The sequence below is a fragment of the Rhizobium sp. Rhizsp82 genome, assembly GCF_047325115.1.
Lineage (GTDB): Bacteria > Pseudomonadota > Alphaproteobacteria > Rhizobiales > Rhizobiaceae > Rhizobium.
This window is the reverse complement of record NZ_CP168570.1, coordinates 3,850,969-3,867,013: the sequence shown is the minus strand read 5'-3', so window position 1 is coordinate 3,867,013 and position 16,045 is coordinate 3,850,969. Positions and strand designations below refer to the sequence as shown.

Annotated in this window: 14 protein-coding genes and 1 pseudogene; 8 read left to right on the top strand and 7 right to left on the bottom strand. The window is 60.7% G+C overall.

Going from position 1 to position 16,045, the window contains the following annotated elements; translation table 11 throughout:
• Positions 1-279 precede the first annotated feature (279 nt).
• Positions 280-1,299, bottom strand: a complete 1,020-nt coding sequence (locus tag ACEN84_RS24140) for a LacI family DNA-binding transcriptional regulator (RefSeq protein ID WP_413711352.1) — start codon at positions 1,297-1,299, stop codon at positions 280-282.
• Positions 1,300-1,430: 131 nt separating this feature from the next.
• Here ACEN84_RS24140 and ACEN84_RS24135 point away from each other — a divergent pair, with 131 nt between their 5' ends.
• From ACEN84_RS24135 to ACEN84_RS24110, 6 genes are all read left to right on the top strand, one after another.
• The gene (locus tag ACEN84_RS24135) at positions 1,431-3,752 is read left to right on the top strand and encodes a family 78 glycoside hydrolase catalytic domain (RefSeq protein WP_413710162.1); all 2,322 of its coding nucleotides are present in this window, start codon (positions 1,431-1,433) and stop codon (positions 3,750-3,752) included.
• A gap of 67 nt (positions 3,753-3,819) precedes the next feature.
• Positions 3,820-5,094 carry an ABC transporter substrate-binding protein gene (locus ACEN84_RS24130; RefSeq protein WP_413710161.1) on the top strand — a complete coding sequence of 425 codons (1,275 nt, stop codon included), beginning with the start codon at positions 3,820-3,822 and terminating at the stop codon, positions 5,092-5,094.
• Between the two features lie 66 nt (positions 5,095-5,160).
• The gene (locus tag ACEN84_RS24125; RefSeq protein ID WP_112719968.1) at positions 5,161-6,024 is read left to right on the top strand and encodes a carbohydrate ABC transporter permease; all 864 of its coding nucleotides are present in this window, start codon (positions 5,161-5,163) and stop codon (positions 6,022-6,024) included.
• A gap of 32 nt (positions 6,025-6,056) precedes the next feature.
• On the top strand, positions 6,057-6,845 hold the full coding sequence (locus tag ACEN84_RS24120) for a carbohydrate ABC transporter permease (RefSeq protein ID WP_199627788.1): 789 nt from the start codon (positions 6,057-6,059) through the stop codon (positions 6,843-6,845).
• Positions 6,846-6,848: 3 nt separating this feature from the next.
• The gene (locus tag ACEN84_RS24115) at positions 6,849-7,829 is read left to right on the top strand and encodes an ABC transporter ATP-binding protein (RefSeq protein WP_112719970.1); all 981 of its coding nucleotides are present in this window, start codon (positions 6,849-6,851) and stop codon (positions 7,827-7,829) included.
• Between the two features lie 312 nt (positions 7,830-8,141).
• Entirely contained in the window at positions 8,142-9,110 is a 969-nt protein-coding gene (locus ACEN84_RS24110; RefSeq protein WP_413710160.1) for an MBL fold metallo-hydrolase, read from the top strand.
• 57 nt (positions 9,111-9,167) lie between these two features.
• Here the strand turns inward: ACEN84_RS24110 and ACEN84_RS24105 are convergent, their stop codons facing one another.
• The 5 genes and pseudogenes from ACEN84_RS24105 to ACEN84_RS24085 all read right to left on the bottom strand — a co-directional run bounded on the left by ACEN84_RS24105 (position 9,168) and on the right by ACEN84_RS24085 (position 13,695).
• Positions 9,168-9,800, bottom strand: a complete 633-nt coding sequence (locus ACEN84_RS24105) for a CatB-related O-acetyltransferase (RefSeq protein WP_413710159.1) — start codon at positions 9,798-9,800, stop codon at positions 9,168-9,170.
• Between the two features lie 44 nt (positions 9,801-9,844).
• Complete coding sequence (locus ACEN84_RS24100; RefSeq protein WP_413711351.1) at positions 9,845-11,632, bottom strand: PAS domain-containing protein; 1,788 nt, start codon at positions 11,630-11,632, stop codon at positions 9,845-9,847.
• 207 nt (positions 11,633-11,839) lie between these two features.
• Positions 11,840-12,445: pseudogene (locus tag ACEN84_RS24095) on the bottom strand (PAS domain-containing protein); the annotation flags it as partial.
• 189 nt (positions 12,446-12,634) lie between these two features.
• Positions 12,635-12,898 carry a hypothetical protein gene (locus ACEN84_RS24090; RefSeq protein WP_413710158.1) on the bottom strand — a complete coding sequence of 88 codons (264 nt, stop codon included), beginning with the start codon at positions 12,896-12,898 and terminating at the stop codon, positions 12,635-12,637.
• Positions 12,899-13,050: 152 nt separating this feature from the next.
• On the bottom strand, positions 13,051-13,695 hold the full coding sequence (locus ACEN84_RS24085; protein ID WP_413710157.1) for a hypothetical protein: 645 nt from the start codon (positions 13,693-13,695) through the stop codon (positions 13,051-13,053).
• A 32-nt stretch (positions 13,696-13,727) separates the two neighbouring features.
• On the opposite strand from ACEN84_RS24085, the gene ACEN84_RS24080 reads away from it, so the two are divergent.
• Positions 13,728-14,471: an SDR family oxidoreductase gene (locus ACEN84_RS24080; RefSeq protein WP_413710156.1), complete on the top strand. Its 744-nt coding sequence runs from the start codon at positions 13,728-13,730 to the stop codon at positions 14,469-14,471.
• 90 nt (positions 14,472-14,561) lie between these two features.
• The gene (locus ACEN84_RS24075; RefSeq protein WP_413710155.1) at positions 14,562-15,008 is read left to right on the top strand and encodes a hypothetical protein; all 447 of its coding nucleotides are present in this window, start codon (positions 14,562-14,564) and stop codon (positions 15,006-15,008) included.
• Positions 15,009-15,061: 53 nt separating this feature from the next.
• On the opposite strand, the gene ACEN84_RS24070 is transcribed toward ACEN84_RS24075, so the two are convergent.
• The gene (locus tag ACEN84_RS24070; RefSeq protein ID WP_413710154.1) at positions 15,062-15,817 is read right to left on the bottom strand and encodes an SDR family oxidoreductase; all 756 of its coding nucleotides are present in this window, start codon (positions 15,815-15,817) and stop codon (positions 15,062-15,064) included.
• Positions 15,818-16,045: the final 228 nt, after the last annotated feature.

The window sequence follows — 16,045 nt, the reverse complement described above, 5'->3', positions numbered from 1 at the left end:
GAATCCTATCGACCTATCGATGGCGCAAAAGCTTCGCTTTCCCTGGCGATCGTAGATCATCGTCCTACGGACCATAACCTCAACGCCCCAGGTTCAAAGCCTCACCCCGAAACCAAACTTTCCCGACACACATCACAGCCCGCCATCAGGCGCGTTTTGCGTTTATGGGCATGGCCGTTGCACTAGTCGATCGTGGCTCATCCCGCACGCCATAAAGGTGGCCGAACCCGGAGCTTCCAAGGTAGACATCGGCGCGGCAATACTAGGCTCACTTTCAACCTAAAGGCTGCCGCGTGTCGCAACGCGCGGTTCAATAAGGCGATGTTCTGCAACATTCCGGCCGTTGATCCGGCTGAGCAGCATTTCCGCTGCTGTGCGGCCGAGCTCGGCGGGGTTCTGGTCGATGCTGTCGAGGCCGACGAGGGGGATCGCTGCGACGGGGGAATTGTCGTAGCCGATGATCGCAAGATCTTCCGGCACCCGGATACCGCGCATGCGCGCCATGTTGACGAGCGGTACCGCATCGAGATCCGACCAGACGAAGACGGCGCGTGGCCGGTCCGGCATATTCAGGAATGCTTCCATTTCCGCATGACGGTCGGAGGAAACTGGAGGCATGCGGATAATACGATCCTGCAGCTCGAGGCGCCTTGCTGCTTCAAGATAGCCGCGTTCGCGTTGTATGGCGACGACCGTCGGTGGCGAATCCATGAGCTCGTAGCCGAGCATGGCGATATCGCGGTATCCCTTCGCAAAGGCCGCCTCCACAGCGATGAATGCCCCCCTGCGGTCATCCGAATTGACGGAATCATATGTCTGCGCCTCGCTTTCATGGTGCGCGATGACGACGATGGGGATCTGCCTGGCGTAGCGATCCAGGACTTTGCCCGATATCCGTGGCGCAATGATCAGCACGCCGTCCATCCGGTTGTCGATCATCGACTCGATCATGGAAGTCTCGATGGAACTGGCGGAATGCCCGATCCCGATCATCGATTTGTAACCGCCTCCAAGCAGTGCGGCGTTCGCACTCTCCACGACGCCGGCCAGGAAGGGGTTGCTGAGCTCGATCACCAGAACGCCCACCGTGCTGGTCTGGCCGCGCATCGCGCGTGCGGCGACGGACGGGCGGTAATTCAGCTTCTCGATCGATGTCTCGACCTTCTGTCGCAAGCTTTCGCTGACGCCATAAGCGTTACGCAAAACCTTGGAGACCGCGGCCACCGAAACCCCGGCATCGACCGCCACATCACGGATGGTGATGCGATCCTTCGGTTTGTTAACGTCCTGAAAATCCATGCAGAAATGCTCTCTCCGGTGCCGCCGCCGATTATAGGGAAAAAGCCCTTGCCACGCAATTCGATTTGTAGAATGATATACATAGAACGATATACACACCGTGTGGGAGCGCGGTTGGAGGAGAGGTATCAATGAATATCGCGACGCAAGGCACTACCGTGTCCGCTTCAAACCACGTCTGGTCCGGCGCATCGATGATTGCGCCATCCTGCGACGGCGGTCAGGGAAAGGCGGGCAGCTTCGTCTCCGCAACCTTGAGTATCGCCGCCCTTCCGCGTACTGCTACGCTGCGCATATCGGCGCTCGGCCTCTACCGTGCCTTCATCAACGGCAAGCGGGTCGGTATCGACCTGCTCACGCCCGGCTGGACCTGCTATGACGACCGTATCGCTTACCAGACCTATGAAGTGTCCGATCTATTGGTCGCCGGCGAAAACCGGATCGAGATCTGGCTTGGCGATGGCTGGTACCGTAGCCAGCTGATGTGGGCCTCCAACCCGATCGTCAATTGCTGGGGAGAGCGGGTAGGGGCGCTTGCAGACCTTCGAAGTGGCGACGCTCTGCTTCTGCAGACGGACGCCAGCTGGCAAAGCGGCTTCACGCCTGTTCTTCGCAATGGCATCTATTTCGGTGAGGACTACGATGCGCGGATCAAGGTACGCGATATTGGCGGCGTCGAAATCCTGCCGTTCGACGAGACAAAACTTGTTCCGCACGAGACGGACGCGGTCCGTGAGCTCGCCGCCCGCCCGCCGCTTGACAGCTGGGTGGAGGCCGATGGCCGGACAGTCTATGACTTCGGCCAGAATGCTGGAGCCTATATCCGCATACGCGTGCAAGGCGAAGCCGGTGCGCAGATCCGTGTCGAGCATTCAGAAGTGCTCGGTCCCGACCGTCACTTCGACAATCGGAACTATCGCAGCGCCCGCGCCGAGCTTGTCTATACATTGAGCGGTGACGGAGAAGAATCCTATGCGCCGCTGTTCACCTTCATGGGCTTCCGCTACGCGCGCCTCAGCCTGACGGGACGCGTCGAGGTGCTGGCGATCGAGATGGTGCCGATTTCCTCGGTGCCTGTGGCAGCCGGCGGCTTCACCTGCGGGCTCGATGCGGTCAATCGGCTGGTCGAGAATACGATCTGGTCGCAGCGTTCCAATTTCATCGAGATTCCTACGGATTGCCCTCAACGCGATGAACGGCTTGGCTGGACTGGCGATGCACAGGTTTTCGCCGGAACCGCCTGCTGGTTTGCCGACAGCCAGTCCTTCCTGCGCAAGTATCTTCGCGATGTGATGCATGATCAGCGTCCAAATGGCGCCGTTCCGCACTTCTCCCCCGATCCTACGCGTCTTCACCCGATCACGGATCGCGGCGACTGGGCGGGCTCCACCGGCTGGGGGGATGCGATCGTCATCATTCCGTGGCAGCTCTATCTGCACTACGGCGACAAGGCTGCCCTGGAGGAATGCTTCCCGGCGATGCTGCGGTGGCTCGACTATCTCTGGAACATTTCTGACGGACCGGTCATTCGTCCACCTGCTGTGTGGGGCGAGCATGGATTTACCTTCGGCGACTGGCTGCAGCCGGTCGGCGATAACCGCAAGCCGCGGCCGACCGTCGCCGACGATTGCGCAGCGACGCTCTATCATTTCATTTCGACCGAGATCGCGGCGCGGATTGCCCGTGTCATCGGCGAGAATAGTGAAGCGGAGCGGCTGGCGTTGCGGGCTGCCGAGATCAGGCAAGCTTTCAAGCACGAATTCTTCTCGCCATCGGGACGGATCGCCCATAATGATCAGACGTCGTGGGCGTTGGCGTTTCTCTATGGCCTGGTGCCGGCCGAATATGAGGAGGCTGGTCGCGCCTACTTCCGCAAGGTCGCTGAAGAGACCGATGGTGTCATCGGTACTGGCTTCATCGGCACGCCGGCGCTGCTGCCCGCGCTTACACGCCTCGGTATGCTCGACCTTGCTGAAAAGATGTTTCTCAACCGCAAGGTTCCGGGCTGGCTCTACCAGGTCGAGCGCGGCGCGACGACGATCTGGGAGCGCTGGGACGCGCTTGCCGAGGACGGCACGATCTATGATCCCGATATGAACAGCTACAATCACTATGCCTATGGCGCCGTATGCCAGTGGTTGTTCGAGGATGTCGCCGGCATCAAGCCGAGGGAAGAGAACCCAGCATTTCACGAGATACTGTTCGATCCGGCGATTTTGCCGGCGCTGTCACCGGTCTCGGCTTGGCACGACACGGCCCTTGGACGCGTGGAGGTGCAGTGGAGCCTCGAGGCAGGGCAGGTGACCTGCAACCTCGCTCTACCGGCCGGCATGACCGCGCGAATGGATGCGACAGCGAAGCACCCCGCACTGCGCATTGACGGACAGGCCGTCGCCCAGGGAACCTCGGCAACCATCGCCGCCGGCCGGCACGTCATCGAGTTTGCGATCTGACATCGGGTTTGGCCTTGCCACAACCAAAAGTGGAAATAATCCTGGTCTTCAAGAGGAGGAATTGACCATGAGAATGACGAGATACGGCATTGTTGCCGCAAGCATGCTGGGCTTATCCGCCAGCGCCGCATGGGCCGACGTCACGCTCGGCATTATGATCGACACAAATCCCGAGTCGATCGCTTCCTTCGACGCCGTCTCAAAGGCCTATAGTGAAAAGCACCCGGATGTCACCTTCGACGTCGAGCAGAGAGCCGGCGGATCGGAAGGCGACAATATCGTCAAGACGCGGCTGGCAACCGGCGAGATGCCCGATATTTTCCAATACAATAGCGGCTCGCTGTTCCAGGCGCTGAAGCCGGAGCAGACGATCGCCGACCTATCGGATCTTCCTTCCGCAGCCGGCATATTGGATACGTTCAAGAAGGTCGTCAGCGCCTCCGATGGTCATGTTCGCGGTATTCCGTTCGGGCCTGCCATGGGTGGCGGCATCTTCTACAACAGGAAAATCTATGCCGAGCTTGGCCTTCAGCCGCCGAAGACCTGGGCCGATTTCATCGCCAACAATCAGAAGATCAAGGCGGCCGGCAAGGTTGCGCTGGCGCAGACTTACGGCACGACGTGGACGTCGCAGATCTTCGTGCTGGCAGATTTCTTCAATGTTCAATCCGAGGTTCCGAATTTCGCGAAGGACTATACGGCGAACAAGGTGAAGTACGCGACCACGCCGGCCGCACTGCGTGGCTTTGAGCATGTAGAAGAAGTCGCCAAGGCCGGCTTCTTTAATGAGGACTTCGGCGCTGCGACCTTCGACGACGGCATGCGTATGGTATCGACCGGCGAAGCCGCACATTACCCGAGCCTCACCTTCGGCATCGGCAATATCCAGCAGAATTTCCCCGACGACCTGCAGGATGTCGGCTTCTTCGCAGTGCCGGGCAACGATGCAGCCAAGAACGGACTGACCATCTGGATGCCGGCGGCGCTCTATCTCTCGGCAAAGGCAGAACATCTCGAAGAGGCAAAGAAGTTTCTCGATTTCGTCGCCTCGAAGGAAGGCTGCGAACTGATGGCCAAGGCCGTGCCGTCCGGTCCCTATCTGATCAAGGGCTGCGAACTGCCGAAGGATGTGCCGCAGGCAGTCAGCGATATGCTGCCCTATTTCGAAACCGAGGGCCGCGCGGGTCCGGCGCTCGAGTTCCTTTCGCCGGTAAAGGGCCCGGCGCTCGAACAGATCGCGGTCGAGGTCGGCACCGGAATTCGCTCGGCCAAGGATGCCGCTGCGCTCTATGACCAGGACGTGGAAAAGCAGGCAAAGCAACTCGGCCTGCCGAACTGGTAACGGCTGCAGCCCGCATCCCGTATGGCTTTCGCCGCGGGATGCGGGCCAGATGTTCAAGGAGCCGCCATGGTCGCGCGAAAATCCCCTTATCCCTACTGGTTCGTTCTGCCTGCGGCGGTTGTGTTCACCACGCTCTTTCTGGCGCCCACGATCGCATCCTTCTGGTTCAGCCTCACGCGCTGGGATCTCTTCACCACCCAGTTCATCGGCCTGGAGAATTACAAGCAGTTCTTCCGCGAGCCTTTCCTGATCAAGGGACTGATCAACACGGTCATCTATGCCGTGACGACATCCGCGGCCAAGACCGTGCTTGGCCTGTTGCTTGCCGTGCTGCTGACGTCGGGAATTTGGGCGCAAGGCGCGCTGCGGACGATCATCTTCTTTCCCGTTCTCGTCTCTACCATTGGCGTCGGCATCACCTTCTCCGTTCTGATGCATCCAACCCGCGGCCTGATCAATGTCGCGCTGGCGACGCTCGGCATCCACGGCCCAGGCTGGCTGACGGATCCGGCGCTTGCGCTCTATTCCATCGTCGTCGTCGACGTCTGGAAGGGAGTGGGCCTCGCGACGGTCATCTACATCGCCGGTCTGGCATCTATAAGCCCCGATTATTACGAGGCGGCGCGGATTGATGGCGCGACACGCAGGCAGATGTTCTTCCGTGTTACCGTCCCTCTCTCCAAACCTGCAACAGTGACGGTAGTGACCCTTTCGCTGATCGGCGGTCTGCGCAGTTTCGATTTGATATGGGCGATGACCAAGGGTGGCCCCGGCTTTTCTTCCGACGTTCTGGCAAGCGTCATCTACAAACAGTATCAGGCCGGCTTCTACGGACTCTCGACCGCGGGCAATGTCATCCTTTTCCTCCTGATCGGCCTGATCGTCCTGCCGCTCACTGCCTGGTTCAACCGTAAGGAGATCGACCTGTGACGCGGCGCCAGCTCTATACCGGGATAGTAGCGATGCTCGCCTGCGGCGTGATCTTCGTCATGCCTTTCCTCTTCGTCTTCCTTACCGCCGCCAAGACACGGCAGGAGGCCCAGGCGCTGACCTTCACATGGCCCAGCGAATGGCAGCTGTGGCAAAACTTCATGGATGTGATCGAAGCCCGGAACTACATGCTCTTCCTGGCCTATTTCAACTCCACGGTGATCACCGTGGTCGCGGTGACGCTGCTCGTTCTTTTCGGAGCCATGGTCGGTTATGTCGTCCAGCGGCGTCCCTCGCGCTGGAACACGCTGATCTATGGCTTCGTTCTGGCAGGTCTGATGATCCCGCCCGCCGTCGTTCCGACGATCTGGGTGCTGCAGTCGCTCGGTCTCTTCAAGACCATATCCGGCATGATCCTCATCCAGATCGCCTACGGGCTATCGTTCACGATCCTGCTGTTTCGAAGCTTTATCGCCGCCATTCCGCGCGATCTCGATGAAGCGGCAATCGTTGATGGTGCCAAGCCGCTGCAGATTTTCTTCCGTGTCGTTCTGCCGCTGCTGAAGCCGGTCACGGTCACGGTCATCGTTGTCCAGTCGATTGCGATCTTCAACGATTTCACCAACCCGCTCTATTATCTTCCCGGCCGGGAAAACGTCACCGTGCAGCTCACCCTCTATAATTTTCAGGGGCAGTTTCAGACACAGTTCAATCTGCTGTTCATGAACATCCTGCTGGTGACCATTCCGCCGCTCATCGTCTTCATCTTCTTCAACCGGCAGATCGTGGCAGGCATGACGGCCGGCGCCGTGAAAGGGTAATTCATGACAAGTGTCGTCCTTCAGGATGTCCGCAAGAGCTTCGGCAGCCTTGATGTCATCAAGGGCATCGATCTCACGATCGAGGCCGGTGAGTTCTGCGTCTTCGTCGGGCCGTCTGGCTGCGGAAAGTCGACGCTGCTGCGCATGATCTCCGGTCTGGAGACTTCGACTTCGGGAAAGATGTTCATCGACGGCAAGGATGTGACTGCGGCCGAACCATCCGAGCGCGGCATCGCGATGGTGTTTCAGTCTTATGCGCTCTATCCGCATCTCACCGTGGCCGAGAACATCGGCTTTGGCCTGTCGCTTGCCCGGCGCCCCAAGGCGGAAATCGCGGAGAAGGTCAAACAGACGGCGGAGACGCTGCAGCTGGCACATCTGCTCGATCGCAAGCCGAAGGCGCTCTCCGGCGGGCAGCGTCAGCGCGTCGCCATCGGGCGTGCGATCATTCGCAACCCGAAGGTTTTCCTGTTCGACGAACCGCTGTCGAACCTTGATGCATCGTTGCGCTCGCAGATGCGCATCGAGCTGACCGAACTTCACGCCAAGCTCGGCGCCACCATGATCTACGTCACCCACGATCAGGTCGAGGCGATGACCATGGCCGACAAGATCGTCGTGCTCAATGGCGGAAAGATCGAGCAGGTTGGCTCGCCGATGACGCTCTACAATCAACCGGCCACGCCCTTCGTCGCCGGCTTCATAGGCTCTCCTAAGACGAACCTCTTCGAAGGCGAGACCGCTGCGCAGGAGGGATGTAGGATCTACGGCATCCGCCCTGAGCATCTGACGTTGTCGACGACCGACGGCAAATGGAAAGGCGCGGTTCGCTATGTCGAACGGCTCGGCGCCGACGCGATCGTCTATCTCGATGTCCCCGGCCTGCCGTCGCTGGTGGTTCGCACGGATGGGGATCGCAGGCTGGAAATCGGCGAGAAGCTCTTCGCATCACCGGTCGCCGGTAAAGAGGTCAGATTTCAATAGCGGTCAACACCTGCGTGAAGCAGGATCTTTCCATCGCTGAATTTTCGCGCGCAGTCCGTCCGAAGGAGTCACGCATTAGAAGGCGGCATGGATTTGCATGGGTGGCGCCCCTCTGCACAGGCCGCCGCCGCATCCCGCACCCCCAAACCTACGTTTGGATTACCGGCGCCCCAGGCCACCGGTAGAACTGTTGCGGGCCGTCACCCGAGCGCCGTTGCGCGCACAAGCGCTGGTGCAAACTCAAAATTCCGTTGTGGCATAGGTCATACGGAGAGGTGGCCGGCTGGTGTCCAAGCAACATAGGAGTGCGTCATGCCGCAGTCAGATACGAAAACCCGTCCGCCGGGTGCCAAGCAGCTGAAAGTTCCCTCGGAAAACGCCTTTCATCCCGGCCGCAATGGTGCCGGTGAGCTGGTGCCGTCGCGTTATGCGGTGAAGGTCGGCGATATCGATGTGATGGTCATCAGCGATGGGGTGCTGCCGCTGCCGACCTCGATGCTGGGTCACAATATCGATCCGGCGGTACGGGCGGATTGGATGGTGAACCAGTTCCTGCCGACGGATGCGTTCGATTGGCCGCTCAATGCGGTGGTCGTGCGCAGCGGCGAGCAGACTATTCTTCTCGATGCCGGACTGGGCCTTGATCCCGACCTGCATCTGCCGCGCGCCGGCCAGCTGGTAAAGCGGCTGGAGGCAGCCGGCATCGATCTCGGGTCGGTGACCGATATCGTGCTCACCCATCTTCATATGGATCATATCGGCGGGCTCGTCGTCGAAGGCGTCAAGGAACGGCTTCGTCCCGACCTGCGCATTCATGCGGCCGCCGCCGAGGCGAAATTCTGGGAGGCGCCGGACTTCTCCCACACCCATATGCCCGACGGCTTCCCGGATGCGCTGAGAGCGACCGCCAAGAAGTTCCTGGCGGAATATGCCGACCATCTGCGTCTCTTCGACGAGGAGCACGAGGTCGCTCCCGGCGTCGTTGCCCGCCGCACCGGTGGCCATACGCCGGGCCATAGCGTCATCCGTATCGCCTCCGGTGATGAGCGGCTGACATTTGCCGGCGATGCCGTCTTCACCGTCGGCTTCGACCAGCCGGACTGGTTCAACGGTTTCGAGCACGATCCGGAAGAGGCGGCGCGCGTGCGCGTCGAGCTCTTGAAGGAGCTTGCGGCAACCGGCGAGCTGCTGGTCGCGACGCACCTGCCGTTCCCGTCGGTCGGACGCGTGGCTGTCGCGGGAGACGCTTTCCGCTGGGTGCCTGTGATCTGGGATTACTGATCGCCGGACCGAATGCTGCGAGGTCTGGCGTGTTGCCAGACCTCGCATTGCGTCAAGCTAAGCCTTTTTGAGCGCCGCCAGATCGCCGCTTTCGAGTGCGGGCAGGTTGGCTTCGATCTTCTCGATCGGCCAGTCCCACCAGGCAAGATCCAGCAAATCACGAATCGTCTCGTCGTCGTAGCGCATGCGGATGATCGCTGCCGGATTGCCGCCAACCACCGCATAGGCCGGGACATTGCGCGTGACGACGGATGAGGCGGCGATGATGGCGCCCGGGCCGATCTGAACGCCCGGCATGATCACCGCGTCATGGCCGATCCAGACGTCGTTTCCGACGATGGTGTCCTTCACGGGAAGATCCGGATAACCGAAGGTTTCCGGCTTGAAGATGCGGAACGGATAGGTCGTGATGCCCGCCATCGGATGATTGGCAGAGCTCGTCATGAAATAGCTGCCGCGGGCGATCTGCACGAACTTGCCGATGACAAGACGTTCCCGGCTTTCGGCGAAGAGATAGGGCGCAAGGATCTTGGCGGTTTCCGCCAGTTTCCCGTAATGCGTGAAGTAGCTGTAATCGCCGATCTCGATGCGCGGATGGTCGATGACATTCTTCAGATAGAACGTGGTTCGCGACACTCTTCCATCGGGATGGGTGACCGGGAAGATCAGCGTGGGGTCGAGAAGAGGCATGGGCGATGTTTTCCGAATGAGCGAAATTTCAAAAGCCGGCCGGTTCAGGTTTCGGCCGGCAGCGTGAAGATGAACGTGGCGCCGAGCGGTTCGTTGTTCTCGACCCAGAGCTGGCCGGTATGGGATTCGACGATCGAGCGGCAGATCGAGAGCCCCATGCCCATTCCCCGTTCCTTCGTGGTGAAGAACGGCTCGAAGATCTTGTCGGGGAACTGGATGCCGTAGCCCTGATCGTCCACCTCGATGCGGACCATGTCCTGCGTTGAGCTGACGCGAATGCGCAGCACCTTTTCGGAATAGGCAGAGGCCATCGCATCGATGCCGTTGCGCATGAGATTGAAGAGAACCTGCTGGATCTGGATCCGGTCGAAAGGTGCCGGCCGCAATCCGGGCTCACACTGGATGTCGATCCGGACGCCGCGCCGTCTCGCCTCTTCGGCGATGAGATTGCGCGCCTCGAAGACGACATCGGCAATCGCCGTATAGTTCCGCTGGTCGGTGGATTGCCTGAACAGAGCACGGATGCGGCTGACGACATCGGCCGCCGAGTTCGCGCTTTGAATGATGCGTTCCAGCGATTTCTGGGCGCGCTCGAGATTGGGCGGATCGGCGTTCAGCCAGCGCTGGCAGGCTGCCGACGAGTTGATCGCGGCCGACAGTGGCTGGTTGACCTCATGGGCGATCGAGGCCGAGAGCTCAGCAAGGCTGGCGGCCTGGCTGGCATGGGCGAGGTGACGCTGGGCAAGGAGAAGGTTTTCCTGGGCGCGGACCTCAGCATCGATATCGAGGCAGATGACATTCCACTGGATGATCCGTCCTTCGGTATTGCGCATCGGCGCAGCGCGGGTCTCTACCCAGCGGTATTCACCATCGAACCGGCGAAGCCGGTGCCTGTTCGCGTAGGGGGCGCCGGTTGCCAGAGAATGCCCATAGCGCTCCTTGACGCTTGCCAGATCCTCGCGGTGAACGCCGGCATCCAGCGTTTCGGCCAATCGGGACTTGTCCTTGCTGTCGAGTTCCTCGAGATCATAGCCAAGGAATTCCCGCAATTGCCGGCTGCGGAACATCGGCTCGCCGTCGGGAGCCGCGCAGTCGATCATCGCCGGCAGGGTTTCGACGAGCTGCCAGAGGAAGCGCTCCCGTTCCTGCAAAGCCTCCTGCGCCATGATCAGGTCATGGATGTCCGAGCTCACGCCGTACCATTGGATGATGCCGCCGCTCTCGTCCCGCAGGGGTTCGGCTCTCGTCTCCGTCCAGCGGTAGCTGCCGTCGGCGCGAAGCTGGCGGTATCGCTGCCGGTAGGGCGCGCCGGTCTCGAATGATATCTGGATCGCCTGGCGGGCGGTCTCGCGATCGTCGGGATGGATGACGCTCAGCGATGGTGATCCGTCGGTTGCGGTAATGTCCTCCAGCGTCGCGCCCGTTACCTCAGTAAAGCGCCGGTTCACATAGGTCGGCGTGCCATCGGGCATCGTGCTCCAGATGAGCGCGGGAACAGTATCGATCAATTGCTGCAGCAGGCGCTCGCGTTCGAGAAGCGCGGCCTCCGTCTTCTTGTAGACGTCTATATCCAATGTCGTGCCGTACCAGCCGGTAATCCGGCCCTGGCTGTCGCGTGTGGGGCGTGCCGCTGCCCGATGCCAGACATAGGCGCCGGTGGCGCGCAGGATCCGGTATTCGAAATTCCAATGTTCGCCGGTCCGCAAGGCGTGGCGCAGGGAATCGCCGACGCGCTTGCGGTCCTCGGGGTGGGTGCCGCGCTGCCATCCCTGTTCTCCGCCCTCCAGGAAGGCTTTGCCATCCAGCAACAGGTTCAGGTCCTCGAGAACCATCGCGATCGAGGTCTGCGCGGTCGGCGTGGCATAGGTGAACTGCCCCGAGGCATCCATTGCCCAGGCGCCGCCGTAGAGGCTCTCGATGGTGCGCGCCGCCTTGACGGCTTCGGCGGTCTCGCCGAGAAAATCCGCCGTCGTCCAGTGTTCTCCCTGCCGGGCGATGGCGGGTTCGACCGTGATGCTGGCGCCATTCTCCGGTTCGACCCGAAAATCGACCCAGCGATAGCTGCCGTCCGGCTGAAGCTGACGGTAGCTGCTGACCTGGGGGACGCCATGGAAGAATGCCCTTGCGGTCGCCTGCTCGACCGACGGGCGATCGTGGGGGTGGACCGTCGCCATGTCGGAGAGAGCTTCCGGCTGGTTGAGTTCCGTCGAGGGCGGCTCCGCCATCGACAGCGGGGGTTCGGCGATCGGGATGACCTCGGCATCGATCACCGTGCCATACCAGCCTGTGATCGCTCCGGCGCTGTCAAAGAGCGGCTGCCCGGTGCTGCGCGCCCATCCATAGCCTCCGGTCGCCCGCAGCATCCGGTGCAGGACGCTGTATTGCTCCCCAGTCTGCAGGCAGCGCCGCCACATCGCGGCCGCCTCGTCATAGTCCTCCGGATGGATGGCGCGCTTCCAGCCGAAGCTGTCTTCGTTCGAGGCGGCGTTGATATCGTTAAGGGTCAGGCCGAGGAATGTCAGCGCGGCCGGTGTCACGTAGATGAAGGCGCCGTCGGCGTCCGTCGCCCAGGCGTTGCCGACGATGCGCTCGACGGCTTTTGCCGCCTGCAGTGCATCAAGGTCGATCAGAAAAGTCGTATCCATCATGCGGGCGGTACCGGACAAACCTGCGGGAATTGCCGAAGAACTGGCATCATCATAATTGACCGCCCCAACCGAGCAATGAGGCGGGCGATCTGCCGCCGGCCCCCGGCTAAATCTCTCTGCTATTCGTCGTCAAATTAGCATGGCTTGGCTCGAAACGGCGACATTCAATGTGAGCCGCATCGCGTATCAGCCCGGCGAACGGATCAGGCTGATGTAGGCGCTCATCATGTCTTCCGTTGCGGTGTCGCTCCAGAGGACGTCGATGACCTTGAACAGGCCGGACCCGCCTGCTGATGGGAACATGACGCGCTGACCGATATCGGGAACCGCAGACCAGATCCGCGTCAGAAACAGCTTGCCATCCAGGAGGAACTGCAGTCTGAACTGCGGCATCCGGTGCGGACCGGCAGCCTGCTCTCGCGTGTAGGTTTCGGAAGACGCGAGGGCCACCGTTGCTTGCCTCTGTACAGCCTGAGGTTTCTGGCCGCGGAACTCGACCTGCGCTCACTTTGCAGCACGAAACCACCAAGCGCATCCTATACAAGGGTTTCATGCGCAGGAGAGGCTGCTCAAGAAAGCAGCCCCTTTTGCAGCTGCGCAGATCAAGCGCGGGTCGGCGGTCTGAAGCGAATGGCGTCAGCTTGCGCCTGGTCGAGGTGACCGATGCCAAGCGGCAGTACCTTTTTCAGCCCTTCGATGACCTCGGATTTGTCGAGCGTCCCTTTGCCGGTCGGGTCGAATTTCTCCCAGCGTTCCTCGGTCGAAACCGGATCGAATATTCTCTTGTCCATGTCGGCAAGGCGCTTCTGGGCCGCCATATATTCATCCTTGCTGACCATTCCGTCGTCGTTGACGTCGGCGTCGTCGATCAGCTGCTGCGCGGTCCGGTCGTAGAGATCGGCCAGCAGTTCCTCGTCGGATTTGACGGCGGGTGCTTTCGGAGGATTGACGGGTTTGAAGTCGATCTTCTCGTCAGCGATCGAGGGGGCCTTGTGCCCCTTCGGCATAAAGAGGCTGAAGATAGGGCTTTCGGAGCCTACGCGCATTGTGTCGATCCTTGGTTGGCGTGGTGGGACGCGGCACAACCTGAAAAGCGCGGCTTGCTTCAACCTTGCTGAAAACGTGTATTCAGGCCTTGCGTTACAACTGTAACGCAATTGCTCCGGAGGGGCGTTGCAGATCCATTCCGCATTGCCGGGAACACCTCTTGTTCCCGGCAATGGGCTAATCCGCTGGCGCTTCGGCATCTATCTCTGGCCCGATATCAAGGAGATAGACGATGAAAATTCTTCAAGACAAAGTGGCGGTCATTACCGGCGGAAACAGCGGTATCGGCAAGGAAACGGCAAAGCTCTTCGCCCGCCAGGGCGCAAAGGTGGTGATCACCGGCCGGCGGCAGGATGTCGTCGATGCGGCGATCGAAGAGATCGGAAACGGCGCTATCGGCATTTGCGGCGATGTCGCCAGCATCGAGCATCATCGCCGGCTGGCGAACGAGGTTAGCGAGCGGTTCGGGGCTGTCGATATTTATATGGCGAATGCCGGTGTCATCAATCTCTCCTCATCCTCGGTCGTGACGGAAGAGGAATATGACCGCCATTTCGCGGTCAACACGCGCGGCGTCTTCTTCGGCGTGCAGACCATGGCGCCGATCATCCGGGATGGCGGCAGCATCATCGTCACCAGCTCGCTTGCAGCGACGAAGGTTCTGCCGCAGCATACCGTCTATGCCGGATCGAAGGCGGCGCTGGCGGCCTTCGCCAAGAACTGGGCTCTCGAATTCAGGGAACGCAAGATCCGGGTGAATATCCTGACGCCCGGGCCGGTCGAAACGGAGATCCTCGGCAAACTCGGCGTCAGCGAGGCGGACCGTCCGGGCTTCGAGCGCCAGATGGCGGGTCTCATTCCGGCCGGACGAATGGGGGCACCGGGAGAGCTGGCGCATGCGGCGCTGTTTCTGGCGACCGGATCCTTCGTCAACGGGTTGGAACTCTTCGTCGATGGCGGGATGTCGCTCACCTGACCAGAAGCCGAAATCCCAAACCTTCGTTTGGGCAGTCTCTACGGTCGCCCGGTGTTAGCCTTCTGCTTTATCGAAAGCAGGAGGCAAGAAATGAAAGCGCTCAAGTACGCCGTCTTCGTCATGGTCTGGTTCAATGTTCTCCTGGCCGGGTGGCTGGCGGTCTACATGCTCTATGATCCCGAGGGATGGTATTATTTCGTGCCCGGCGTCACGAATACGGGCTTCTTCAACCAGCATTTCATCCGTGACATCGGCATCATCCAGGGCTTTATCGCCCTTGCTTTCGCGGTCGGCTGGTTTCGCGAGGAGCGGCGTATCGAGCTCTGGGCGGCGGCGACGCTGTGGCTGACGGCGCATGCCTTCTTCCACCTCTGGGAAGTCGCGGTCGGCATATGCTCGTCGTCGGTCCTTCTTCGCGACTTTCCGGCCGTCAGCATGCCGGCGCTGTTCGGGATCGCCGCAACGGTATGGGCCTGCAGGCAGAGATTTCGCACTGGCTATGGCGATGGCGATGGCGAGGCCCGAGTTTCGATCTAGTCCCTGAGACAGCAAGGCGGCGCCCCAAGCGCCGCCTTCATTGCGTCACGCTGTCAGGCTGCAGCCATGCTTCTCGAGAGCCAGTCGTGAAACGACAGTTTGCCCGATAGCATCTGGTTGACCGGCAGCATCCCATCTCGCGACAGCTCCACACCGAAATACAGAGGTGTGGGCGCTAGGCTGACAGGCCGCGCATCTTCCGTCGCCGTCAGCAATTCCCGAGCCAGATCAGCAAGATCGATTGCTTCCGGCCCGCCAAGCTCGACGATGCCGTTGTGAGGCTCGCCGCTGGCGAGCTTGGCGATCCAGCTTGCAGCCTCATCGGCGGAAACCGGGCGGACGACGAGTGAAGGCAATGCCAGTATACCGTCGACCGCATAGTCGTTGACGATCCCGCTAAAGAACTCGAAGAACTGCGTCGATCGGACGATCGTGTAGGGCAGCCCCGATGAGCGGATCAGGTTTTCCTGCACCAGCTTTGCGCGGAAATAGTCGTTCTCGACAAGCCTCTCAGTGCCGACGGCCGAGAGAGCCATATAGTGCCTGATGCCTGTGGAGCGCGCCGCGGCAAGGATGTTTCTTCCAGCCTGGCGGAAGAAGTCGAGGGCGTTTCCCTCGCCGAAAGAACCGGAATTGGTGACGTCGATCACGATATCGGCGCCGGCGAGCGCCGCTGCCAGGCCTTCGCCGGTATAGGCATTGACGCCGGTTTTCGTCGATGCGGCCACGACATCGAACCCGTCGCGCTCCAGGCCGCGGACGATCTTGGAGCCCATGGCGCCGCTGGCGCCAATCACCGTTGCTCTCATTTCCATCTCCATCCATCTGATATCGATGGATGATAGGCATTTGGTGCCGGTGTTCGACTAAACGAAGTGTTGGGTTGACCTGATCTTGCTGCCCGCCAACCTAAACCAAGGTTTACCCTCACGGCGCATCGCTTCAGTGGTACAAAACCGGCGGCGACATTCGACGCCACCCTGGGCCAGCAAAACCCGGTGCGGAGGATGTTTCCGAACCAGGCAACCGGGGTCATG

Coding starts and splice junctions, on each gene's coding strand:
- ACEN84_RS24100 (WP_413711351.1), bottom strand. CDS start 11,632: ATGGTTCTCGAGGACCTGAACCTGTTGCTGGATGGCAAAGCCTTCCTG.
- ACEN84_RS24080 (WP_413710156.1), top strand. CDS start 13,728: ATGAAAATTCTTCAAGACAAAGTGGCGGTCATTACCGGCGGAAACAGC.
- ACEN84_RS24105 (WP_413710159.1), bottom strand. CDS start 9,800: ATGCCTCTTCTCGACCCCACGCTGATCTTCCCGGTCACCCATCCCGAT.
- ACEN84_RS24085 (WP_413710157.1), bottom strand. CDS start 13,695: ATGCCGAAGCGCCAGCGGATTAGCCCATTGCCGGGAACAAGAGGTGTT.
- ACEN84_RS24110 (WP_413710160.1), top strand. CDS start 8,142: ATGCCGCAGTCAGATACGAAAACCCGTCCGCCGGGTGCCAAGCAGCTG.
- ACEN84_RS24130 (WP_413710161.1), top strand. CDS start 3,820: ATGAGAATGACGAGATACGGCATTGTTGCCGCAAGCATGCTGGGCTTA.
- ACEN84_RS24125 (WP_112719968.1), top strand. CDS start 5,161: ATGGTCGCGCGAAAATCCCCTTATCCCTACTGGTTCGTTCTGCCTGCG.
- ACEN84_RS24070 (WP_413710154.1), bottom strand. CDS start 15,817: ATGAGAGCAACGGTGATTGGCGCCAGCGGCGCCATGGGCTCCAAGATC.
- ACEN84_RS24115 (WP_112719970.1), top strand. CDS start 6,849: ATGACAAGTGTCGTCCTTCAGGATGTCCGCAAGAGCTTCGGCAGCCTT.
- ACEN84_RS24140 (WP_413711352.1), bottom strand. CDS start 1,299: ATGGATTTTCAGGACGTTAACAAACCGAAGGATCGCATCACCATCCGT.
- ACEN84_RS24075 (WP_413710155.1), top strand. CDS start 14,562: ATGAAAGCGCTCAAGTACGCCGTCTTCGTCATGGTCTGGTTCAATGTT.
- ACEN84_RS24120 (WP_199627788.1), top strand. CDS start 6,057: ATGCTCGCCTGCGGCGTGATCTTCGTCATGCCTTTCCTCTTCGTCTTC.
- ACEN84_RS24135 (WP_413710162.1), top strand. CDS start 1,431: ATGAATATCGCGACGCAAGGCACTACCGTGTCCGCTTCAAACCACGTC.